A 23,449-nucleotide genomic window follows, 5' to 3' on the forward strand; every position below is an offset into this window, starting at 1 on the left:
CAGGTGGATTATGGCTGAAAAAACTGCTAAAAAAACATCGAAAAAAGAGACTAAAAAGAACACTCTGATTATTGTTGAGTCTCCTGCGAAAGCAAAGACAATTGAGCATTATCTTGGAACTGGCTACACGGTAAAGGCTTCTATGGGACATCTTATTGATTTGCCCAAAAGCCGCATCGCAATCGATGTAAATAATAATTTTCAGCCGGAATATATAACTGTCCGCGGGCGTGCAAAGCTTTTAAAGGAACTGCAAAAAGATGCAAAAAATTCTTCTGGCGTTTTGCTTGCATCGGATAATGACCGCGAAGGTGAAGCAATTGCTTGGCATTTGAATAATGCGCTCAAGGAAAAAACAGAAGCTCCTATACATCGCATTGTTTTTAATGAAATCACTCCGGTTGCAATAAAAGAATCTGTAAAAAATCCACGTGAAATAGACGAGGCAAAGGTAAATGCGCAGAAAGCCCGCCGTGTTCTTGACAGGCTTGTTGGCTATAATTTGAGTCCGCTTCTTTGGAAAAAAGTAAAAAATGGACTTAGCGCTGGTCGTGTTCAGTCTGTTGCGTTGCGTCTTATTTGCGAGCGTGAAAAGGAAGTTGAAGATTTTATTCCTGAAGAATATTGGTCTCTTGATGCGGATTTTGCAAAGGGAAAGAATAAATTTACGGCTCAGCTTGTCCAATACAAAGGAACAAAGCCTGAACTGAAAAATGAAAATGCTGTTAATGATATTATAAAAGAAATTCAAAACAGCGAATGCAAAGTTTTAGATATAAAGGAAACTGAAAAAACTGTTCGTCCAAAGCCGCCTTTTACGACTTCAAAACTTCAGCAGGCAGCGGCAAACAGGCTCAGTTTTACTTCAAGAAAAACAATGCAGATTGCCCAGCGTCTTTATGAAGGCGTGCAGATTGGAAACACGCGCGTTGGACTTATTACCTATATGCGTACCGATTCTGTCCGCATAAGCCAGACTGCTATAAATGATGTAAGAGACTGGATTGGAAAAAATTTTCCGGAGGATCTTCCTGCTGAAAAAATTGAGTATGCGGTTGGAAAAAGCGCGCAGGATGCCCACGAAGCAATTCGTCCGACTTATGTAAAGTATACTCCAGACAGCGTAAAGGAATATTTAACTCGTGAAGAACTTCGCTTGTATTCAATTATTTGGGAACGTTTTGTTTCGAGCCAGATGAACAATGCAAAGTCAAAGACAACCAGCGTTGATATTCAGGCTGGAGACGCTTTGTTCCGTGTGAGTGCAAGCAAGCTAAGCCACAAAGGCTTTTATAATGTTATAAAGACACTTTCTTCTAAAGAAGATGTAACCGGAAGCCTTCCATCTCTCAAGATTGGCGAAATTCTTTCAAGCGGAAAATTTTACCCTGAACAGCATTTTACTCAAGGCCCGGCCCGTTACACCGACGCTTCAATGGTAAAAACTTTGGAGGAAAAAGGAATTGGCCGCCCGTCAACTTACGCGCCTATAATTTCAGTTTTGCTTGACCGCTATTATGTTACACGGAATAATAAGCAGCTTGTTCCTACGATGCTCGGAAAAATTATCTGTAAAATTCTTGTGGAATCATTTCCCGATGTTATAAATGAGCAGTTTACTTCGGAAGTTGAAAATGATCTTGACAAGGTGGAGCAGAATGAGCTTGTCTGGAACAATATGATTGCGGATTTCTTTGGACCGTTTAAAAATCGTGTTGAAGAAGTCATGGAAAATCAGGAAAGTTTAAAAGGAACACTTGATGAGCCTACTGACGAAATCTGTGAAAAGTGTGGAAAACCAATGGTGAAAAAACTTGGCCGCTTCGGGTATTTTCTTGCCTGTTCTGGATTTCCTGAGTGCCACAATACAAAAAGTGTTCCGCTTGCAAAATGTCCGCGAAAAGGCTGCGATGGACATATCGTTGCAAGAAAAACAAAAGGACGCGGAAAAGAATTCTATGGATGCACAAATTATCCAGAATGCACATTTATTTCGCATTTTAAGCCGATTGACGTTTATTGCCCTAAGTGCGGATGGTTTCTTGTTGAAAAATATGACAAGAAAAACGGCTCATATAAAAGCTGTATAAATCCTGACTGCGACTATCTCCATTCAGCGGATGAAGCAGTTGCTGCTGAAGCTGCAGGAGAATTTGCAAAGGCAAATAAGGCTGATAAAGAGTCAAAAGAATCCCAAAATGCCTGAAACTCTCTTTGAATGTTCCGAAGAATTTTTGGTTTACCTTGGAAGTGTGCGCGGACTGTCTGAAAATACAGTTTTGTCTTACCGGCAGGATTTGGCTCATTTTTGCGAATTTTTTGGAAATGATAAATTGCCAGAAGAACTTACACTGGAAGATTTGCGGCTTTTTGTTGGAGAATTGAGCCGTAAAAAATATTCAGTGGCTTCTGTAAATAGAGTTATTTCCGCAGTCAGAGGATTATTTGCATATTTAAAGAAATTTGGTTATATTTCTAAAAACGTTTCTTATGAGCTAAAGTGTCTTCGCCAGCCTAAAACACTTCCGCGCTTTATGTCTCAGACTGAAATTGACAATGTTTGCCGTCAGCCTGAAAAAAAAGAACTTTTGTGGGCATCAAGGGACAAGGCGATTTTTGAAATGATGTATTCTTCTGGATGCCGTGTGAGCGAGCTTGCTTCCTTGAAATTTCAGGATTTTACAAGTGATTTTAAAAGCGCGATTGTTACTGGAAAAGGAAAAAAAGACCGCCGCATTTATTTTGAGCAGGACGCAAGAAACGCCCTTATGCTTTATTTGAAGGAACGGAAGGCAAGATTTCCGCAGGCTGAAAAAGGTTGTGCTTGTGAAGTAAGCAGAATTTTTTTAAGCCAGAAAGGAACTGCGCTTTCAGCCCATGGAATTTGGTATATTGTGAGCCGCTATACAGGAATTGAAGGGACCGGCAGCCATGTTTCGCCTCATGCTTTTAGGCATACTTTTGCTACAGGAATGCTTAATTCTGGCGCGGACATAAGAGTTGTTCAGGAACTTCTTGGACATTCCAGCATAAGCACGACTCAGCGTTATACTCATGTAACTTTGGAACGTTTAAAAAAAGTATACAGCCAGGCGTTTCCGCATTCAGGAAAAAAAGACTGAAATAGAAATTGTCTGCATAGGAGAATAAAAATTATGGGAAATGAAAATAAAATCCGCAGCACAACTGTAATTGCTGTAAGGAGAAATGGAAAAGTTGCTATGGCTGGAGACGGTCAGGTTACTATGGGAAACACAGTGATGAAAGGCAATGCTAAAAAAGTGCGCCGCATTTATGATGGCAAAGTTCTTACAGGATTTGCCGGAGCAACCGCAGATGCCTTTACTCTTTTTGATAAATTTGAAGAAAAACTCAAGACATTTAACGGAGACCTTACTCGTGCCGCTGTTGAGCTTGCTAAGTTGTGGCGCACAGAACGTTCAATGAGCAAGCTTGAGGCGCTTTTGCTTGTAGCTGATTCAAATAAAATTCTTTTGATTTCAGGAAGCGGAGACGTCATTGAGCCTGAAAACGATATTCTTGCGATTGGTTCTGGAGGAAATTATGCATACGCAGCGGCAATGGCTTATATGGAATCTTCCCAGTTTTCAGCAAAAGAAATAGCCCAGAAATCGCTTGCAATAGCAGGACAAATTTGCATTTATACTAACAGCAACGTAGTAGTTGAGGAGCTTTAATATGACTGAAGAAATCAAGGCGCAGTCGAATTCAAAAGGAATTCCAGACGGACTTACTCCAGCGCAGATTGTTGAAAAACTTGACAATTATATAATCGGCCAGCAAAAGGCAAAGCGTTTTGTTGCAGTTGCTTTGCGAAACCGCCAGCGTAGAATAAAACTTCCAGAAGAAATCCGGGACGAAGTTGCGCCAAAGAATATTTTGATGATGGGACCAACTGGAGTTGGAAAAACTGAAATTGCTCGCCGCCTTGCAAAACTTTGCGGAGCGCCATTCTTGAAAGTGGAAGCCACAAAATATACGGAAGTTGGCTATGTTGGCCGCGATGTTGAAAGTATGGTCCGCGATCTTATGGCAGTTGGCTATAACATGGTAAAGGCTGAAATGCAGGAGAAATTGCGTGAAAAATGCATTCCTATGGTGGAAGACCAGCTGCTTGATTTGCTTTTGCCTGGAAGTTCTGGCAAGAAAAAACGCAAGGATTCCTCTCCAAAAAGAGATGTCCATGTGCTTGGAAATATATTTGGTGAGTCAAGTCCGATTCAGGGAAGCTTGATTCAAGTTGATATTCCAAAAGAAAATCCTGTTCAAGAAGAGCTGCAAGAAGAAATTGAAGAAGATACTTCAACTCACGAGGATATGGCTTCTACACGTGAAAAATTCAGGACAATGCTCCGTGAGGGTAAGCTCGAAGACCGCATTGTGGAAATAACAGTTCACCGTCAGCCTTCATTTAGCATGAACATGATGGGAGCAAGCAATCCTGAAGACCTTGAAGAAAGCATAAACGGACTTCAGGAGCTTCTTTCAGGCGGAAGATCAAAAAGACGCAGTGTAACTGTTCGCGAAGCACGCCAAATTCTTATGGCGGATACTCTTGAGCGAAATACAGACAGTGACAAGGCTGCTGATGAGGCGAAAAAAAGAGTAGAGCAAAGCGGAATTATTTTTATAGATGAAATTGACAAGATTGCAACTCACGGTGGTGAAGGCGACCGTCAGGCAGTCAGTAGGGAAGGAGTTCAGCGGGACATTCTTCCTATTGTTGAAGGAAGCGATGTGAATACAAAATGGGGCGTGGTAAATACAACTCATATTTTGTTTATCGGAGCTGGAGCTTTCAGTGTATCTGCCCCTAGCGATCTTATCCCGGAACTCCAAGGTAGATTTCCTCTTCGCGTGGAATTGGAGCCGCTCAAAAAAGAAGATTTCAAGCGCATACTTACCGAGCCAAAAAACGCTCTTGTGAAGCAGTATGAAGCTCTTCTTGCCACTGAAGGCGTAACACTCAAGTTTGCGGACGAAGCTATTGACCGCATGAGTTTTATTGCGGAAGATGTAAATTCTCACAGTGAAAATATAGGCGCGCGCAGACTTCATACTATAATGGAAACTGTTCTTGAGGAATTAAGCTTTGATGCTGACCGCCATGCAGGTGAAACTATAACAATTGACAGCAAGTATGTTGATGAAAAACTGAATGGTGTAATCCAAAATCAGAATTTGGAGCGTTATATACTCTAGTCATTTTTATATTCTAAAGCAAACAAAAAAGGACTTGGAACTGTTTTTCAGAACCAAGTCCTTCATTTTTTTTTAGATGGAATTTATTGCTTAGGAATTTCTTCCGCAGCAGTTTTTGTATTTTTTTCCGCTTCCGCATGGGCATGGATCGTTTCTGCCTACTTTTGGAACAGATCTAGTTACTGTTACGCTTTGACCTTGCCTTCCGCTTTTCATTGCTGAATTCTGAGCGGCCTGTTGCGCGCTTCTTGCCATTGACTGCGCTTCCTGATGCTGTGCATTCATCTGGCGAGGCTGCTGGCGTGGAGGCTGAGAGCCGACTTGAACTTTTACCTTGAATACTCTGCTTGTTACAGAATCTCTTATGTTGTCAAGCATTTCGTCAAATTGATTGAATCCGTCAATTTTATATTCTGTGAGCGGATTTTTGCTTCCGTAAGAACGCAAGTGAACGGCTTCTCTTAGTCCGTCAAGGAATTCAAGTTGATCAAGCCATTTTTTATCAATCATCTGAATGTACTGGTAGCGGATAAACATATTCAGGCTTTGTTTTCCGGCAAGCATTTCCTTTTGTGTCAAGTCATTCTGAAGAGCCGCATCAACTCCTTCCTCTGTAAGCTGATCATAAGAAAGCTGCTGACCGAATGTGTTGTATATTTTGTCTGCAAGCGCGCTTTGTGATGGATTCCTTTCATGCTTGAACTCTTCGAAAATTTCAGAGACAGTTTCTTTTGCATTGTTCATAACTCTGCCGCTCAAGTCTTCGTCTACAAGAATTTCATCACGCTGGTCATAAATAAATTTTCTCTGCTGATTCAAAACGTCATCATAGTCAAGAAGATTTTTTCTTATTTCAAAGTTTCTTTCTTCTACTTTTTTCTGGGCTTTTTCAATTGAGCGGTTAAGCATAGGGTGATTTATTGGTTCTCCAGGCTGCATTCCGATTCTGCTCATAATGGCTTTCATCTTTTCGCCGCCAAACAGCCTCATAAGATCGTCGTCCATTGAAATGTAGAATTTGCTTCTTCCAGGGTCTCCCTGTCGTCCAGAGCGTCCGCGAAGCTGATTGTCAATACGGCGGCTTTCATGGCGTTCAGAGCCGATTACGTAAAGTCCGCCAAGGTTTTTTACTTCCTCGTAGTCTTTTTTCCACTGTTCCTTTTCAATTTTAAGAGCTTCATCAAACTGCTCCTGAGATGCTTCTGTTCCGACTTTTTTTCTTGCTCTAGTTTCAGGACTTCCGCCGAGCTTGATGTCTGTACCGCGTCCTGCCATGTTTGTTGCGACAGTTACGGCTCCTTTTGCTCCGGCTTCAGCAATAATCAAAGCTTCACGTGCATGGTTTTTTGCGTTAAGAACTTCATGGCGAATTCCTTTTCTTGTAAGAATTGCCGAAAGATGCTCTGATTTTTCTACGGAAACTGTTCCGATTAAAACTGGCTGGCCCTTTTTGTGCGCTTCTTCAACTTCTTTTGAAATCGCAATCCATTTGTCGCTTTCGTTCAGGTAAACTTCATCGTCTTCATCAATGCGGGCAACAGGCTTGTTTGTTGGAATTACGACAACATCTAGATTGTAAATTTTGTCGAATTCTACAGCCTCTGTTGCAGCGGTTCCTGTCATTCCAGAAAGCTTGTCATACATTCTGAAGAAATTCTGGAATGTGATTGTCGCAAGCGTTCTGTTTCGCTGGGCAATCTTTAAATGCTCCTTTGCTTCTATTGCCTGATGAAGTCCGTCTCCGTATCTTCTTCCTTCAAGAATGCGTCCTGTAAATTCGTCAACAATCTGAACTTGTCCGTCTTTTACAACATAATCAACATCAGGATGATAAAGTGTATGAGCCCTCAGCGCCTGTGTAAAATAATGCACAAATTCAAAATTTTGCTCGTCAAAAACAGTTGTTCCCGGCTCAATAAGATTGTGGGAAAGAAGTATGTCGTTTATTTTGTTCATTCCCTTGTCTGTAAATGAAACGCGCTTGCTTTTTTCATCCAACTTGTAGTCGCCTTCGAGAGCCGCGCGCTGTTCGGGAGTCATTTCAACTTCGTCTGGATAGTCGTTTGTCTTTGGATCTTTTTTGACTTCCGTGAACATTCCAATGTATTTGTCAACTTCATGGAATTTGAAAGTGTCGTCTTCGCCTTGTCCTGAAATGATAAGCGGAGTTCTTGCTTCATCGATAAGAATAGAGTCGATTTCGTCCACAATGCAGAAGTTGAATCCGCGCTGAACTTTGCGGGAAGCGTCAATCTGCATATTGTCACGCAAGTAGTCAAATCCGAACTCGTTGTTTGTTCCGTAAGTCAGGTCGCAGTTGTAAGCGGCTTTTCTTGCGTCGTTGTCCATGTTGCTTAAGATGCAGCCTACAGTTTGACCAAGGAATCTGTAGATGCGTCCCATCCACTGGCTGTCGCGCTCTGCAAGGTAATCGTTTACAGTAACAATGTGAACGCCTTTTCCGCTAAGAGAATTAAGGTAGGCGGCGCAAACGCACATAAGTGTTTTTCCTTCGCCGGTCTTCATTTCTGTTATTCTGCCGGAATGAAGGACAAGGGAACCCATGAGCTGGCATGGATATGCGCGCTCTCCAAGAACCCTTTTTGCCGCTTCTCTTGCCAATGCAAATGCATCCACAAGAATATCATCGAGAGTCTCGCCCTTTGCAAGACGCTCTTTTAGAATTTTTGTCTGTTCAGGAAACTGCTCGTCAGAAAATGCCTGTGCCCAGCTTTCTCTAGCTTCAATCTGTGCAACAACAGGCTTCAGTGCTTTTACAGCGCGGTCATTTGCCGAACCGAAAATAAGTGTTAATAATTTGTCAAACATAATGCAGTAAATATATAAAATTTTCTATATATTTGCAACTTTCTGAAACTTTGGCTGTCTAAGACTATAGTGATTTGAAGTTCATTTTCTGCGGAAGTATTTCGCTTGAAATGAATGACATTTTGTATTAAAATGTCATAAAAACTTTTTACCACACTGTTTTTAAGAGGAATATATGGCACTTTATCATGATTTTTTAGTTGAAGACAGAGAGTTTGCTTCCTACGATGACTTGAAGGCGCATTGCCGCTTGAAGGCTCCGGAAAATTTCAATTTTGCCTATGACATTGTAGACCGCTACACTGTTACAGAGCCGGGAAAAAGAGCTCTTGTGTGGTGCGATGATGACGGCGAAGAGCATACTTGGACATTCGAGCAGATTTCAGCTGATTCAAAGCGGACTGCATATTTTCTTGCTTCTCAAGGAATAAAAAAAGGCGATGCCGTTATGATGATTTTGCGCCGCCGCTACGAATGGTGGTGGGTAATGATGGCGCTTCATAGAATCGGGGCAATCGCAGTTCCGGCTACAGACCAGCTGCTTCAAAAAGACATCGAGTACCGCACAAACGCTGCGGAAATCAAGATGATTATTTCTTATGACAATCCGGCGGTTCAGTCTGAAATTGAAAAAGCTCTTCCAAATTCCCCGACTGTAAAAAAACTTGTTACTGTAGGACCTTCACGTGAAGGCTGGATTGACTTCCATGCTGAAGTTGACAAGTGCGTCCCAGAATTTCCGCGCCCGGTAGGAGATGCCGCAGTTCACAGCGAAGACCCTATGCTTCTTTACTTTACGTCAGGAACTTCAGGCTATCCAAAGATGGTTCTGCACAATTACCTTTATCCGATTGGGCATCTTATAACTGCAAAATACTGGCATGGAGTTCAGGACAATGGACTTCATCTTGCTGTTTCTGAAACTGGCTGGGGAAAAGCTGTCTGGGGAAAACTCTACGGACAGTGGATTTGCGGAAGCGCGGTTTTTGTTTACGATATGCACAGCTTTAAGCCGGACAAGATGCTTCAGAAAATCGCAAAGTACGGAATTACAACTTTCTGCGCGCCTCCAACTGTTTACCGCTACCTCATCAGGCAGGACCTTTCAAAGTACGACATCAGCAGTGTAGTGCGTTTTGCGACTGCGGGAGAAGCTCTTAACGGCGAAGTTTACAACAAGTTTATTGAGCAGACAGGAAAGAAAATCTACGAAGGCTACGGTCAGACTGAATCCACAATTATCTGCGGAAACTTTCTTGACGCTGTTGTTCGTCCTGGCTCAATGGGCCGTCCGTCTCCTGTTTATGACGTTTCTGTTGTAAATGCCAGCGGAAAACCTGTTCCTGCAGGTGAAGTCGGCGAACTTGTAATCCACTTGGATAAAGGACATCCGTTCGGGCTTCTTTCTGGATACTACCGCGATGTTGCTCTTACAGCTAATGCTTTTGACGGAGGCGTTTACCATACTGGAGACACAGTTTATATGGATGAAGACGGCTACGTTTGGTTCGTTGGAAGAAAAGACGACATCATCAAGTCTTCCGGATTCAGAATCAGTCCGTTTGAAGTTGAGTCTGTTCTTCAGCAGCATCCGGCTGTAATGGAATGCGCGGTTACAGGCGTTCCTGATGAAAAAAGAGGACAAGCTGTAAAGGCTACAATCGTTCTTTCTCCGGGATACGAGGCTTCCGAAGAACTTGAGCATGAACTTTTTGACTTTGTAAAGCACGAGACTGCGCTTTTCAAGTGTCCTAGAATAATTGAGTTTGTGCATGAGCTTCCAAAGACAATCAGTGGAAAAATCCGCCGTGTAGAAATCCGTGAAAAGGATGCCGGTGTAGATGTAGACAAAGTTAAGCAAGAATTCTAAGCCGGACAAAGCTTATAAAACTGCCGTCATTTTAGTGTAAAATGCTAATCTGGCGGCTTTTTTTTGTTCCGGGAGGCTTCGGCAGGCTGCAAAATGTTTTCTTAGTCCAAATGTCGAGTTTTGATAAGAACAGTAATTTAAGTGTCATTCCCGTGCTACGACACTGCGATGGTTACGCAGTAAACTCGATCAGGAATCTGTTGGAAATTTTCAATAGATTATCAACCGAATTTCTTTCAGAAACATCGCAGGGTCAAGCCCGATAATGACATTAAATTATAAAACTCGAAATTAAGGCTATTAGAGAAGAGTTACGGGATCGGTGTCTGTTTCTATGTAGACATCCTTTGGAGGCTTAAATCCCCACACGAGTTTTTTTGCCATTTCCTGAAGCGGTCGGATTTGCTTTGAGCGCAGAAGAATTTGATGGCGATGGCTTCCGTTTACCATTTCAAGCGGACATTCAGCAGGACCAAGAATATCGACTCCCTGCGGACGGCACTTGTATAGGATGTTATACGCGCTTTGGGCTGCATTTTGGGCTGCGTCTGGTTTCTGTGAACGGAACACAAGGCGCAAAAGTCGTGAATAAGGCGGAAAGTTTAGAATTTGGCGCGCTTCAAGCTCATTCTTATAGAATTCTTCTGTAAGTCCTTTTACGGCATAGTTTATTGCATCTCGGTCAGGGCTGTAGCTTTGCACAATAACTTTTCCGCCTGGGAAAAATCTTCCTGCTCTGCCTGCAACCTGCGTTATAAGAGCGAATGTCTTTTCCTGCGCACGAAAATCCGGCAAATGTAGAGCTGTGTCTGCAAGGACAACTCCTGCAAGCTTTAAGTTCGGGAAATTCAAGCCTTTTGCAACCATTTGAGTTCCAAGCAGAATGTCATATTCACCTTTTCTAAATGAATCAAGTTTTTCCTGAAGTTCCCCTTTGTGGTGAAGCGAGTCTGTGTCTATGCGCACTACTTTTGCGTTTGGAAACTTTGCCTTTACTTCTGCCTCGATGTATTCAGTTCCGAATCCTGAATATCCTATGTCAAGCGAACCGCATTTTGGGCATTGTTGTGGCGGTGGAAGAGAATATCCGCAGTAGTGGCATCTTAGGCGGTTTTCGCTTTTGTGGTATGTCATTGAAACCGAGCAGTTTTTGCACTTTAGTTCATATCCGCAGCTTGAGCATCTAAAAAAATGCGTGAATCCCCGGCGGTTCAGGAACAGAATTGTCTGTTTTTTTTCTGAAAGGGCTGACTGAATTTCATTTTGAAGCGGTTTTGAAATGCAGCTTTCCTTGTCGGCTTCAAGGCTTAGGTTTACGCAGCTGATTTTGGGCTTTTCTCCTCCTGCAAGTCTTTTTGTGAGCGTGTGCCTGATGATTGAACCGTTTTGCATTGAGTGCCAGGATTCAACAGAAGGAGTCGCGCTTCCCATTACAAGCGGAATGGAATTTCTTCTGCATCTAAGCATTGCAATCTGTCTTGCGTGGTATCGCGGGGATGAACCTGACTTGTATGATGAGTCGTGCTCCTCGTCAATTATTATAAGCCCCAGCTGTGGAACTGGAGCAAAAACTGCGCTTCTTGCTCCTACGACAATCCGTGCTTCCCTGCTTAAAATTCGCTTCCATTCTCCGAGACGCTGGCTTGGTGTGAGCGCGGAATGAAGGACTGCGACTGTGCTTCCGAATCTTTTTTGTACAGCTTTTACAACTTGCGGCGTAAGTCCGATTTCAGGCACAAGATAAATTACACCTTTGCCTGATTCCATGATTTTTTCCGCCGCGCTTAAAAAGACTTCTGTTTTGCCGCTTCCTGTTGTTCCGTAAAGATAGTGGAATTTTTCAGTTGAAGAAAGAATTCCGTTTACGGCTGTTTTCTGCTCTTCGCTTAGTTCTTTTCTTTCAAATCCAGACTCGTCTTCCGAAAAAGAAAGGCCTGGAATTTCAGTTTCGCGCTTGCCTGAAGGAATCATTGCAAACACGCATTCCCCGATTGAAGCAATGTAGTAGTCGCTCATAAATTCTGCAAGCTCCAAAAGTTCTTTTGTTAAAAGCGGAGTCTGATCTATGTAGCGTATTGCCGTGCGGATTTTTTCTTCTGGAACGGCGCAGTTTTGTGGCAAAGTTTTGTGGACGGCGGCAACAAAGCCAGAAGTTTTTCTGTTTCCAAATTTCACTTCCACGCGCAGTCCAAACGGATTTCCAATGTCTTGTGTGCCTTCTGGAATTCTGTAGGTAAAAGTTTGGTTCAGCGGAACGTTAAGGATTACATCGATGTATGTTGAATTCGGGGCGGATGAATCATTCTGCATAGAATTTTTCTGCGTAGTTCGGAATTTCTTTTAAGATGCGGGCTTTGAAAATTTTTAAGTCTTCCCAAGCAGGACGCTTGAGGCTTTCGTTTCTTAAAAGTGCGCTTGGATGGTAAGTTGCAAGCAATGGTATTTTTGTTTCGCCTAGGCTGTATTCAAGCCACTTTCCGCGGAGCGAATTTATTCCTTGCTGTGTATCCAAAAGATTTTGAACTGCCGTGCGTCCCATTGCAAGAATGTACTTTGGCTTTAAAATGTGAATTTGCGCCTGAAGATAGCCTGAACATGCATTGGCTTCATCTGGCATTGGCGTTCTGTTCATTGGCGGGCGGCATTTTACGATGTTTGCAATGTAGCAGTTTGTTGTGCGCCCCAGTGAAATCGCCGCAAGCATTTTGTCAAGAAGTTGTCCTGCTTTTCCAACGAACGGACGTCCTGTTTTGTCTTCGTCTTCGCCCGGACCTTCGCCTATTACCATTACATAAGGATTTTCAACGCCTTCGCCCGGAACTGTGTTTGTCCTTGCCTTGCACAGAACGCAGTTTTTGCACAAAGCGATTTTTGCTGCGATTGATTCAAGTGTTGCGCCTTGAGATGGAACTTTTTCAGCTGAGTTTTGCTCTGCAGGAATTTGAGAAATTTGCGTCTGAACTTGCTCTTGCGCTTTTGTTTCTTCATGTTCTTCTGTAATTTCTATGTCGTCTTCAAATGCTGGCTCTTCTTTAAAAGTTGGCGACGGGTAGCCGTAGCTCCAGGAAGAGGCTGTTTTTAGAAAATTGTAGACTTTGCTTTTTTCTTCCGCCGTCACTTGCTTTCCCTTTTTTTGCAGATGTCGATTGCTTTTTGGTAGCATTCAAGGAGCTTTGGTGTAAGAGAAGAAATTTTCCATTTATTTCCCCATTTCAAGGCTTGCTCTGATTTTTCTTTGTGAAGAGAAGCGTTTTGCAAAAGCTTTAGCGTCTTATTTGAAAATTCTTCCACATCATCTTTTACCATAAAGCCGCCGTTGTCTCCCTGCATTACGTCCACAGTTCCCATTTCACCGATTGCGACAACTGGCAGCGCGGAAAGCATCGCTTCGACTGTAACAAGCCCTTGCGTTTCTGTTTTGCTCGGAAATGTAAAGACGCAAGCCAGCTTGTAAAAGTAAATGAGGTCGTTTCCGTCGATATATCCTGTAAAGAAAACTGACTTTTCAAGCCCACGTGATTTTGCGGATTCTTTCAGCTCGTTCAGGTAAGGTCCGCCACCCACAAACAAAAGCGCTGTGTCTGGCTGAGATTTCTGCACTTTTTCCAAGACATCAAAAAGAAACGGAAGATTTTTTTCCTTTACAATGCGTCCCACAAAAAGCAGAATTTTTTTTCCTTTTAATTCCGGAAACTTTTTAAAAAGCGTTGCGTAAACTGCCTTTGACTTTTTTTCGCTGTATTCAAGCTTGCTGTCGGGAATTCCTGTTGGAAGAATATTTGCTTTGCGTTTTATTCCGTATCTTTCTACGACTTCAGCGATTCGTTTTGTAGGAGCTATAATCACGTCGGCTCGTTTTAAGTAGAAGCGCACAACTTCCATTCCGATTTTTTTTAGTCCGCTCGCAGGCATAAAGCTTACGTAGTTTGCAAGATAGTCTTCCCAAAGCGTGTGGAAAGTGAACACAAAAGGAACGTGGCGGTGGCGGCAATAGATTGCACCGAAATATCCGACCGTCCATTCTGAGTTAATGTGAATTACGTCCGGCTGAAATTCGTCCATGGATTTTTTTACTAGATGCCATTTGTCCAGCCGCATCATTCTGTCTTCTTTTGAAAATGCAATTGCGGCAGACGGAATTCTTAAAATTTTAAACGGAGATTTTTCGTCATTTGATTTTTCGTCAAAGAAAGAGCTTTTTTGCTGTTCTTCTGTATATTCAAGGCAGACAACACAGACTTCGTGCCCAAGCTTGCAAAGTCCTTCCGCAAAAGAATGAACTGAAACTGTAACTCCATTTATGCGCGGAAAATATGCGTCTGTAAACATCGCGATTTTCATATTCTGTCGATTTTACTCTATACTTGTACTTTCTGCAAGAATCAAGTAAAATTGTTTTCTATGAAAATTTTAAGTTCATTTAAAAAATTTCTTTGGATTATTTTACTTTCTGTGCCGTTTTTTTCTTTTGCGCGCGGAAAAAATGAACTTGTAAAAAGCGGGCATTGGATTTATGACGCTCTTACCGCTGTTGCAATGGAGCAGGGCACTCTTGATTTTACCGACCGTTCGCCTTTGAGTGTTGGAGAAATTCTTTTTTTCCTTGATGAAGCCGAATACAGCTCTTTGAGTTCTGCCGGCAAAATTCAATATGACAGAATAAAAAATTATTGCTTGCAGGAATCTTTTCAGTTCGGGCCAGATTTAATAAAACTTGGCTTTGAGCTTGAACTCAATGCGGAAGGCTATTACAAGCAGAATGATGATTTGGAATGGAACTACGGACGTTACGATAAGGGCGACTTTCTTTATGTTCCTGTAAAAATTGAAGGCGCGGATTACTTTACAATGATGTTTGAAGGAAAACTTGCGCTGAATAAAAATACAAAAGAAGACAACGACAATTTTTTGAGCGTTCCACTTGCGGCTGATGAAATCGACATAAATTTCCCGGATACAGGATATTTCAGCACAAGCCATAATTTTACAGAAAACGCGGCTTTGACTTTTCAGATTGGAAGAGGAGCTTCTGATTTTACACGTTCATTGACAGGAAGCATTGCGCAAAGCAGATATTTCACTGGCTCCAGCTATTTGGAACTTGGATTTTACACGCCGAATTTCAGATATTCCATGAACGTGAATCAGTTCAATGTGGACAAATATCTTTATTCGCATGAAATCAATTTCCGCTTTTTTAAAAAACTTCAGTTTACCGCAAGGGAATCTTTGCTTGTTTTTGCGCCAATGGAACTTCGCTATCTGAATCCTTGGACAATTTTCCATGGATTTGCAGCTTGGCGCGACTACGGAAGCAACGAAAGCAACACGTGCGATTATTTTGCATTAAAACTTGCCTACACGCCTGTAAAATTTTTGAGGTTGTACGGCGAATTTGCAATGACACAGTTTCAGACTGCATACGAAACTTCAAACTTTAAAGACGATACAACGCCGAACGGGCTTGCTTTTCAGGGAGGAATCGAATCTTTTGTTCCTTGTAATGATGGATACTTTCACTTTTGGCTTGAAGGAACTTACACAGACGCATATATGTACATAAAGGAAAGTCCGGACTGGAGCATGGTGCGCAACTACCGCGAAAATCTTGGCGACACAAAATATGTTTTCTATGAATGGCTTGGAACGCCATTTGGTCCTGACACAATTTCCGGCAAACTGAGCATTGAATACGAAAAACCTGCAAAATGGTCTTTGGGAGCGTCTTATCTTTTAAAGGCTTGCGGAAAAAATTCCGGCACAAAAATTTTCAAGAATATTGACTGGCACGAAGGAAATGAATACATAATCGATGACAGCGAAGAAGGTAAAGCAAACCGCGAGAACTGGATTTTTCCGGATTCAGATTCTCAAGGAAGCGACGAGGCAAAAAAACGCCAGAAAGCTTCTACGCCGTCTGGAACTAACGAATATGTAAATGTTGTTTCTTTGCGCGGAACTTTCAGCCCTAAGGAAAATATAACTTTTGTGCTTCAGCCGTCATATACGTTTATTATAAATTATGGCAATGAAAGCGGCAGAAATGAAAACGGATTTGAAGTTGCTTTTGCTGCAAATATAAAAATTTTGTAATCAATTGAAGGAAATATTAATGAAGTTAAAAAAACTTTTTGTTGCCGCTGTTTTTGTTTTTGCTGGAGCTTTTTGTTTTTCTCAAGTTTCTGTTGACCCGTCTGATGAATTTTATAAATACGCTTTAATCTGGGAAAACCGCGGGCTTGTTTCAAATGTGCCTCCAATCCGTCCTTATCCGCTTGCAAACGTAAAGTCGATTCTTCAGGAAGTAATTGAAAATGGCTGCGAAAAAGACAAGGAAATTGCAACTGAAATTTATGAGCGTGTAGTCGGCAAGCCTTACCACATAACTTTTGAAACTGATTTTTTCATTAAGCGCGAAATGGAAGAAAAGGACGAAAAGCAGTCTTACAGCACTTCAAAAATGCTTGCCCTTTATCCTGCAATAAAAGGCGACTTGGGATTTAAAGAAGATTTTGTTTCGCTTGGATATGGCGCGGGATTTGCGGTTTCAAATGCGACAGACACAGATTTTATGCCGCAGTATTCAAATTCGTTCCACGATTCTATTTTTGACGCTACAGAAGTCGGTCCGATTGAAATGTATCTTGACGTTAACAGCATTGTTGCGCTTGGCTATAAAAATCTTTTTGTTCAGGGTGGAATTTACAGGAGCGGATATTCAGCGTTTATAAATGAAGGGCTTTCTCTTAATGACACAAGCTACCATTCTGGAAACATTTCGCTAACATATTTGCATGACAAGCTTTCTTATGTTCAGGAACTTTCCATGATTGGCGCAACTTCATCTTATGACGGTGATCTTTCAACTTTAGCCCCAGATAAAGTAATGGCTTTCCATGCGGTGGGCTATGAGCCTTTTGATTTTTTGAAAGTTTCATTTTATGAAAGCGCAGTCTACGGAAAACGCCTTGACCTCTCGTATATTTTGCCAGTTCCTTATATGGTTGCCCAGGGAATTGGAGGTGCTAGCGACAATCTTGCGATGGGACTTTTAATTGACATAAAGCCTGCTCCAGGAGTTTTGTGGGAAACAGACATAATGTGCGATGACTTTCCGGCGGAAGATTTCTTTAAATTGAATTTCGACTCAAAGTACAGACTTGCTGTAAAAACTGGACTTATCTACACTCCAGAAAATTCATTTCTTGACCGGCTGGATTTTAACTACACTTTTGTACTTCCATACACTTACAGCCACTGGCAGTACGACAGCGACAGTTTGGCTTCAATTTCTGATTCGACAATAAACTACCAGAACTGCACAAATGCTGGTGTTTTGATTGGCTCGCAGTATGAACCGAACTCAGACGCTGTAAAATTTTCCGTTGACTTAAAGCCTTTTAAGCAACTCACTTTGTCAATGGGAACAACTTACTCTCGCCACGGAAATGTCTGCGAAACTTTAGACACAGAAGAAGCCATGATTTATCTTTTAGCGGACAAGGATGTTTATTCCACAGACGGCTCTGTTTACACTCATTCAATGTTCGCCGCCAACGATTCAAATTCCGGAAACCACGTTTCTTCTGCTTGGGATTCCATGAACTGGCTGAACCAAAAGCACGTTCAGTTTACGCTCCAGTCTTCATTGAATGTAAAGTACGATTTTAAGCCTACCAAAAAAGGGACTCGCGTTTCGCTGAATGCCGGATGCACATTTGAATACATTCACAATTATGGTGTTGCAAACCAGATGTTTCCAGGCGGAAATGAAGATATAATTCCAGTTTATGAAAAAGATGATGACGGAAACGGAGGCGGAACTGGCGAAATTGTTGGATTCCGTAAAGTCAAAGACGGAGAAAAATATGATTTGGACTCAGCTGAAGCAATTGCAATTGTAGATAGCTTTAAAGGTGCTTGGGTTGACCAGCTTACAAACAAACTGAATCTTTTCTTTAACTTTGGCGTAACAATAAGATTTTAACGGCTAAAAATGAAAACTGAAATCGACACAAATTTTTATACAGAAACCTATCTTGGAAAACTTGGCGAGCTTACACTTAAAGGCGGAAATATCCGTGTGTTTGAAAAGCAGCTTTTGTGCAATATCCGGCTTGCTTTGGAAACTGTCGAGGCAAAAGTAAAACTTCTTTCGGGCCGTCTTTACGTTTGCTGCACAAAAAATTCTTGCGACGCAGTTGAATACGCGCTTGACCATTTGATTGGAATCACCGGCTGGGCAAAAGTTCAGGCTGTTGAAAAAAATCTTGAAGCTATAAAAACTGCCGTTAGAAAAGAAGGAGAAGTTGCAAAGTCAAACGGAGCAAAGACTTTTAAAATTGAAGCGCGCCGTGAAGACAAAGATTTTCCGCTTAATTCCTACGAGATTGCCACAGAAGTTGCCGGAGTTCTTTTTGACGATGGGACACTTGATGTTGATGTGCACAAGCCGGATGTTTCCATTAATATTGAAGTGCGCGAAAAATGCTATGTTTACTGCGCCCAGAAAAAAACTTGCCGCGGTCTTCCTGTCGGCGTGAGCGGAAAAGGTCTTTTGCTTCTTTCTGGCGGAATTGACAGTCCGGTTGCGGGCTACAGAATGATGCGCCGCGGAATGAAAGTTGAATGCGTTTATTTTCATTCTTATCCATATACTTCGCAGGAAGCCCAGCAGAAAGTTCAAGACCTTGCAAAAATTATCGCGCAGTACGGAAACGACACTCATCTTAATGTGATTTCATTTACTGAAGTTCAGATGAAAATAAAACAAAAAGCGCCGGAAGCCTACTCAACATTGATGCTCCGCCTTTGCATGATGAAAGCTGCCAATATGCTTGCCGAGCGGATTAACTGCGACTGCATAATTACAGGCGAAAGTTTGGGGCAGGTTGCAAGCCAGACAATTGAAAATCTTGCAGTTACAGAAAGCTTTGCAGAAAAGCCTTTAGTCCGTCCGCTGATTGGCTTGGACAAAGAAGAAATTATGGACACGGCGAATTTCATTGGAACTTACGAAACTTCAATTCTTCCGTATGAAGACTGCTGTGTTTTGTTTAGCCCCAAGCATCCTGTTTTGCGCGCAACTATAGAAGAAGCAAAGAAAATTTACGATTCCATGGAAATTGATTCTCTCATTCAAAAGTCTTTTGATGAGCGTCAGATTTTCCGATACTCAATAAGAGACGTTATCGGGGAAAAATGGGCTTTAGAAGAAAATTCCTAACATTTGTTTTTTTACTTTTCTCACTCAAAGTTTTTTCGCAGGAAGAAAAAAATGAAGTTCCGCAGCTTTTAAAAGGTGTGTGGAAAAATTCCAGCCGATATTTTGTCTTTGATTCAGGCTATGTTTCTGATGATGGCGGAGCGATTCCTCAAGCTGTGCTTAGAACTTTCTACACTTGGTATGATGACCGCGCGGCAGAAAGTAGAATTTATTCAGAGAAAAATCCGCGCGATGTAAACAACACAACTTCAAAAAATCCGGCGCAGGAAATCAGCATAAAATATGTTCCGCTTGTGGACGAGCTTTTTTTGCGTTCAGACGGAAAGGGCGTTTTGCAAGATGACGGCTCGCTTCTTTATGCAAACGGAATTACGTCCGGCGCCTGGAATCTTGAAATAAAATATCCGAATAGAAAAGAAATTTACAATGTTCCTGTTGCTGTAATTGGCGACAAGCTTTTTCTAAAATTCGTTGTAAGGCAAAGCGGAGAAGCAGGACTTTCTGGATTTTGGAAAGATTCTGGAAACGCTTCTGGAATTTTAATAAGTCCGCCTATTTCAAGCAAGGAACTTTTGTCTTATTTTGCCACGGATTCAGCAGTTTACCAAATCCGCTACTGGAAAACCGACATGGAATACGACAGTTCAGCTCAGGCTCTTTTTTCTGAAGAAGGAACTGAATATTCTGTGCCAAAGCATCTTGTTGTTGCCGGTCAAATTTTTACTTGCGTTACAGGGCGCAGGACAAAAATCCGCAGCGTGAAAAAAATTTCTTCTTTTCCGGCTGATTGCACTTTTAATTCAGTCTTAAAGATAAATGCTTCAAATGACTTAAATGGAATTCAAGTTCCGAACGAAAATGTTTTTTCAACAATCTGCGCATTCGGCGAGCCTTATTTAACGCTTGAAACTGGAAAAACTCTTGAAGAAATTCTTGCTGAAAATCTTTCCAAAAATCCTCCGCCTCCTAAGCCGCTTTTTCCTCCGCACGGAATTCTTGACTTTGACTGGAGCATAATAGAAGATCCTCCAAAAGACTGGAACCGCCGCATCCTTGATTTAGGAAAATAATTTTTTTTATTAGACGGGGGGGGGTACTTGTAAAAAAAGTTGACAGATGAAGATTTTGTTATATAATTTAGAACAAGTGTATTGTTAAGAACCACTAAAAGCTTGAAGTTTTTAGTGGTTTGTATTTTTAAGGAGGACTTTATTATTATGGGAGAAAATGCTTCGTCAAATACCGAAAAACGCAAGAGCCTTGTGTTCCGGCTTGTTCTTTTTGTAGGCATTTCAATTGTATGTTTTAATGCCCTGCAGATTATTGTAACAGGAGAAATCACAAAAAAGTCTCAGCTTGAGGATTCGGCAAATGACTATGGGGTTGTTGCAGCTGCTTATTCGCAGGTAATTTCAGAAAAGATTGACGCCTATTTCTACGCTATGAATTTCTATGTGAATTCGGATATGGCCCTAGAAGGAACTTTTGACCAAATGCGCCAATGGCTTGTTTCTCAGGAAGATCACCGCATATCAGAGTTCGATTACATAATGCTTGCAGGTTCTGATGGAATTGCCTATACAGACACTGGAAAACGCATCGATATTTCCGACCGTCCGTATTTTAAGGCGATAATGCAGGATGGAAAAACAAAATTCATCGATGATCCAGTGGTTTCAAGAACAACTGGGCAGTCTGTAATTCACGTAACACGCGCGATTGTACGCAACGGAAAGAATATCGGTCTTATTTCGGGCGTAATGCAGTCAAAAAATTTAGGCGAAATCATCAGCAATATAAAAGTTGGAAACACAGGATATGCGTTTGTTCTTGCCGACGACGGAACTGTCATTTCTCACCCGAACAGAGACTGGATAAACAAGCGCAACTTCCTTACAGGCTATTCGGAAGGGCACGAGGATATGGGAGAACTTGCCAAGCGAATGGTCAGCCGCGAAACAGGACACGCCTGGCTAAAAGGAATTTATGATGAGCTGGAATTTATCAGCTTCACGCCGGTAGGAGGCACTTCATGGTCAATGGCAGTTTCGATTCAGCAGAAAGAAATTTATTCTACAATTTCTTCAATGATGGGGAAGATGGCTTTGCTTTCTCTTATAAGCGCGATTCTTCTTGTAAGCATAGCAGGCTTCCTTATGTACCGTGCAATAAAGCCTTTGAATACTCTTGACGGGGCAATAACAAAAATTGCTTCCGGCAACGCTGACCTTACACAAAGAATTGAAATAAATTCCAACAACGAAATCGGCTTTGTTGTAAAAGGATTCAATAAATTTGTAGGCAAATTGCAGGAAATTATTTCTGATGTAAAAACTTCTAAAAATGAGCTTTCTAGCGCAGGAGAAGTTCTTGAAGAAAGCACGCAGAACACGGCTGGAGCAATCACACAGATTCTTGCAAACATCGACAGCGTAAGAAATCAGATTGTAAGCCAAAGCTCAAGTGTCGAAGAAACCGCAGGCGCTGTAAACGAAATCGCTTCAAATATTTCTTCACTTGAAAGAATGATTGAAAACCAGACAGCAGGTGTAAGCCAGGCTTCTGCCGCTGTTGAGCAGATGATTGGAAATATTTCTTCTGTAAATCAATCAGTTGATAAAATGGCTTCTTCATTCAGCGAGCTTCAGTCTGACGCGCAGAACGGTTTCTCTAAGCAGCAGATTGTAAACGAGCAGATAGAAAAAATTGAAAAGCAGTCCGCAATGCTTCAGGAGGCAAACGCTGCGATTTCTTCAATTGCAAGTCAGACAAATCTTCTTGCCATGAACGCCGCAATCGAAGCTGCCCACGCAGGTGAAGCCGGAAAAGGATTCAGTGTTGTTGCAGACGAAATCCGCAAGCTTTCTGAAACTTCTACTTCTCAGTCAAAGACAATCGGCGACCAGCTTAACAATATCCGCGAGTCTATCGATGAAGTTGTTGCTTCTTCCGCAGAATCAAGCTCGGCATTTGAAAGTGTTTCCAAAAAAATCAAGGACACAGACCAGCTTGTTGTTCAGATAAAATCGGCAATGGAAGAGCAGACAGAAGGCTCTAAGCAGATAAACGAAGCTCTTCATTCCATGAACGACAGTTCTTCTGAAGTACGCAACGCATCTTCTGAAATGTCTGCCGGAAACCAGGCAATCCTTGAGGAAGTAAAACGGCTTCAGGATGCCACAATGGTTATGAAAGAAAGCATGGACGAAATGGCGATTGGCGCAAAGAAGATAAACGAAACTGGAGCAGCCTTGAGCGAGATTTCTTCAAAAGTAAAAGGCTCTATTTCGAATATTGCAGATCAGATTGACCGCTTCAAAGTATAATAAAAGTTATCGTAAAACATATTGTTGTTGTTATAATACGATAAAAATTTATTGACAAACTATTAAGGCTCCTGTAGGATATATTCTATAGGAGCTTTTTTATGTCCAGTAAAAATTTTAATATGCTTGCAAAAACAATTTCAAAGTTCTTTGAAATTGTTTTCTTTGTGTGTTCCGCTCTCATGGTCATTTCCGCAGTTCTTTCTTTTGCACGTCCACATCTTCTTGCATCTTTTCTTCTTGCCAACATTGATAATGGCACAATCGCCACAAACGGATTTCAGATTATGATTGAAGCTCCGAATGGAGAGCCTATTTTGGGCGCAGTCAGAATTTTTACGTTCGCTGGAATCTTTACAATGCTTTGTATGGCAATGATTTTCAGAAACATTTATCTTATAATCAAAACTTGCGAAGGGCGCACTTGGTTCAGCAAGGGAAAAACTCCGTTTCAAAAAGATGTTGTCAGAATGGTCCGGGAAATCGGTATTTTTAGCATAATGATTCCTATGACTGGACTTGTCTTGAGCCTTATTGCCCGCATTTCTCTTGGCTCAGACTTTTGCGAGACCAGCGTTCAGATTGTAGGAATCGCCATGGGAATTGCAATGATTTGCTTTTCGCGCATTTTTGCCTACGGAATAAAACTTGAAGAAGAAGTCGAAGGGCTTATATAGGGGCGGAGTATTATGGGAAACATTGTATTGCATCTTGACCGCATAATGGTTGAGCGGAAAATTTCATTGAATGACTTAGCTGAAAAAGTCGGAATAACAAACGTAAACCTTTCAAAGATAAAAAACAACAGAGTAACGGCAGTACGCTTTTCTACACTTGAAGCCTTGTGCCGCATACTCCATTGCCAGCCCGGAGACATCTTAAAGTACGAGGAATAAATGTCGGGAATGTCCCAAAAGTATCCTTTTTGTCATTTTCGGGCTTGACCCGAAAATCTAAATGCATATATTGCAATCT

General features: G+C 41.7%; 16 protein-coding genes. 12 read left to right on the forward strand and 4 right to left on the reverse strand.

Annotated features, from left to right (window positions below; translation table 11 throughout):
- Positions 1-10: 10 nt before the first annotated feature.
- Genes topA through hslU form a run of 4 tightly spaced genes read left to right on the forward strand, consistent with a single transcriptional unit; the run spans position 11 to position 5,223 of the window.
- Positions 11-2,206 carry a type I DNA topoisomerase gene (topA, locus tag B3209_RS04120; RefSeq protein WP_296662155.1) on the forward strand — a complete coding sequence of 732 codons (2,196 nt, stop codon included), beginning with the start codon at positions 11-13 and terminating at the stop codon, positions 2,204-2,206.
- Positions 2,199-3,122: a tyrosine-type recombinase/integrase gene (locus tag B3209_RS04125; protein ID WP_296662151.1), complete on the forward strand. Its 924-nt coding sequence runs from the start codon at positions 2,199-2,201 to the stop codon at positions 3,120-3,122. The genes topA and B3209_RS04125 overlap by 8 nt, the downstream gene beginning before the upstream one ends.
- A 33-nt stretch (positions 3,123-3,155) precedes the next feature.
- A complete protein-coding gene (gene hslV, locus B3209_RS04130) occupies positions 3,156-3,698 on the forward strand; it encodes an ATP-dependent protease subunit HslV (protein ID WP_295797227.1) in 543 nt (180 codons plus the stop codon).
- A gap of 1 nt (position 3,699) precedes the next feature.
- A complete protein-coding gene (gene hslU / locus B3209_RS04135) occupies positions 3,700-5,223 on the forward strand; it encodes an ATP-dependent protease ATPase subunit HslU (protein ID WP_296662152.1) in 1,524 nt (507 codons plus the stop codon).
- 90 nt (positions 5,224-5,313) lie between these two features.
- Here hslU and secA read toward each other — a convergent pair whose 3' ends face one another.
- On the reverse strand, positions 5,314-8,052 hold the full coding sequence (secA, locus tag B3209_RS04140) for a preprotein translocase subunit SecA (RefSeq protein WP_296662153.1): 2,739 nt from the start codon (positions 8,050-8,052) through the stop codon (positions 5,314-5,316).
- 175 nt (positions 8,053-8,227) lie between these two features.
- Between secA and B3209_RS04145 the strand changes: the two genes are divergently transcribed.
- A complete protein-coding gene (locus B3209_RS04145; RefSeq protein ID WP_296662154.1) occupies positions 8,228-9,922 on the forward strand; it encodes an AMP-binding protein in 1,695 nt (564 codons plus the stop codon).
- 300 nt (positions 9,923-10,222) lie between these two features.
- On the opposite strand, the gene priA is transcribed toward B3209_RS04145, so the two are convergent.
- The 3 genes from priA to B3209_RS04160 are packed head-to-tail and all read right to left on the reverse strand — an operon-like array spanning position 10,223 to position 14,263.
- Positions 10,223-12,232: a replication restart helicase PriA gene (gene priA, locus B3209_RS04150; protein WP_296662207.1), complete on the reverse strand. Its 2,010-nt coding sequence runs from the start codon at positions 12,230-12,232 to the stop codon at positions 10,223-10,225.
- Positions 12,222-13,040: a uracil-DNA glycosylase gene (locus B3209_RS04155; protein WP_296662208.1), complete on the reverse strand. Its 819-nt coding sequence runs from the start codon at positions 13,038-13,040 to the stop codon at positions 12,222-12,224. The genes priA and B3209_RS04155 overlap by 11 nt, the downstream gene beginning before the upstream one ends.
- The gene (locus tag B3209_RS04160; protein ID WP_296662209.1) at positions 13,037-14,263 is read right to left on the reverse strand and encodes a glycosyltransferase; all 1,227 of its coding nucleotides are present in this window, start codon (positions 14,261-14,263) and stop codon (positions 13,037-13,039) included. Before B3209_RS04160 ends, B3209_RS04155 begins: the two co-directional genes overlap by 4 nt.
- A gap of 60 nt (positions 14,264-14,323) precedes the next feature.
- Between B3209_RS04160 and B3209_RS04165 the strand changes: the two genes are divergently transcribed.
- The 7 genes from B3209_RS04165 to B3209_RS04195 all read left to right on the forward strand — a co-directional run bounded on the left by B3209_RS04165 (position 14,324) and on the right by B3209_RS04195 (position 23,370).
- Complete coding sequence (locus B3209_RS04165; protein ID WP_296662210.1) at positions 14,324-16,015, forward strand: hypothetical protein; 1,692 nt, start codon at positions 14,324-14,326, stop codon at positions 16,013-16,015.
- A 19-nt stretch (positions 16,016-16,034) separates the two neighbouring features.
- The gene (locus B3209_RS04170; protein ID WP_296662211.1) at positions 16,035-17,909 is read left to right on the forward strand and encodes a hypothetical protein; all 1,875 of its coding nucleotides are present in this window, start codon (positions 16,035-16,037) and stop codon (positions 17,907-17,909) included.
- 9 nt (positions 17,910-17,918) lie between these two features.
- Positions 17,919-19,148, forward strand: coding sequence for a tRNA uracil 4-sulfurtransferase ThiI (thiI, locus tag B3209_RS04175; protein WP_296662212.1), 1,230 nt, complete (start codon positions 17,919-17,921; stop codon positions 19,146-19,148).
- A complete protein-coding gene (locus tag B3209_RS04180; protein ID WP_296662213.1) occupies positions 19,124-20,218 on the forward strand; it encodes a hypothetical protein in 1,095 nt (364 codons plus the stop codon). The genes thiI and B3209_RS04180 overlap by 25 nt, the downstream gene beginning before the upstream one ends.
- A gap of 147 nt (positions 20,219-20,365) precedes the next feature.
- Entirely contained in the window at positions 20,366-22,474 is a 2,109-nt protein-coding gene (locus B3209_RS04185; protein WP_296662214.1) for a methyl-accepting chemotaxis protein, read from the forward strand.
- A 101-nt stretch (positions 22,475-22,575) separates the two neighbouring features.
- Positions 22,576-23,151 (forward strand): hypothetical protein, encoded by a 576-nt coding sequence (locus B3209_RS04190; protein ID WP_296689913.1) that lies wholly within the window; start codon positions 22,576-22,578, stop codon positions 23,149-23,151.
- A 12-nt stretch (positions 23,152-23,163) separates the two neighbouring features.
- Positions 23,164-23,370, forward strand: coding sequence for a helix-turn-helix domain-containing protein (locus tag B3209_RS04195; protein ID WP_295800696.1), 207 nt, complete (start codon positions 23,164-23,166; stop codon positions 23,368-23,370).
- Positions 23,371-23,449: the final 79 nt, after the last annotated feature.

This window comes from Treponema sp. UBA6852 (assembly GCA_002449305.1).
GTDB lineage: Bacteria > Spirochaetota > Spirochaetia > Treponematales > Treponemataceae > Treponema_D.

What these genes read in the sequence shown, in the direction of transcription:
- topA (WP_296662155.1), top strand. Translation starts at nt 11, where the DNA reads ATGGCTGAAAAAACTGCTAAAAAAACATCGAAAAAAGAGACTAAAAAG.
- B3209_RS04125 (WP_296662151.1), top strand. Translation starts at nt 2,199, where the DNA reads ATGCCTGAAACTCTCTTTGAATGTTCCGAAGAATTTTTGGTTTACCTT.
- hslV (WP_295797227.1), top strand. Translation starts at nt 3,156, where the DNA reads ATGGGAAATGAAAATAAAATCCGCAGCACAACTGTAATTGCTGTAAGG.
- hslU (WP_296662152.1), top strand. Translation starts at nt 3,700, where the DNA reads ATGACTGAAGAAATCAAGGCGCAGTCGAATTCAAAAGGAATTCCAGAC.
- secA (WP_296662153.1), bottom strand. Translation starts at nt 8,052, where the DNA reads ATGTTTGACAAATTATTAACACTTATTTTCGGTTCGGCAAATGACCGC.
- B3209_RS04145 (WP_296662154.1), top strand. Translation starts at nt 8,228, where the DNA reads ATGGCACTTTATCATGATTTTTTAGTTGAAGACAGAGAGTTTGCTTCC.
- priA (WP_296662207.1), bottom strand. Translation starts at nt 12,232, where the DNA reads ATGCAGAATGATTCATCCGCCCCGAATTCAACATACATCGATGTAATC.
- B3209_RS04160 (WP_296662209.1), bottom strand. Translation starts at nt 14,263, where the DNA reads ATGAAAATCGCGATGTTTACAGACGCATATTTTCCGCGCATAAATGGA.
- B3209_RS04165 (WP_296662210.1), top strand. Translation starts at nt 14,324, where the DNA reads ATGAAAATTTTAAGTTCATTTAAAAAATTTCTTTGGATTATTTTACTT.
- B3209_RS04170 (WP_296662211.1), top strand. Translation starts at nt 16,035, where the DNA reads ATGAAGTTAAAAAAACTTTTTGTTGCCGCTGTTTTTGTTTTTGCTGGA.
- thiI (WP_296662212.1), top strand. Translation starts at nt 17,919, where the DNA reads ATGAAAACTGAAATCGACACAAATTTTTATACAGAAACCTATCTTGGA.
- B3209_RS04180 (WP_296662213.1), top strand. Translation starts at nt 19,124, where the DNA reads ATGGGCTTTAGAAGAAAATTCCTAACATTTGTTTTTTTACTTTTCTCA.
- B3209_RS04185 (WP_296662214.1), top strand. Translation starts at nt 20,366, where the DNA reads ATGGGAGAAAATGCTTCGTCAAATACCGAAAAACGCAAGAGCCTTGTG.
- B3209_RS04190 (WP_296689913.1), top strand. Translation starts at nt 22,576, where the DNA reads ATGTCCAGTAAAAATTTTAATATGCTTGCAAAAACAATTTCAAAGTTC.
- B3209_RS04195 (WP_295800696.1), top strand. Translation starts at nt 23,164, where the DNA reads ATGGGAAACATTGTATTGCATCTTGACCGCATAATGGTTGAGCGGAAA.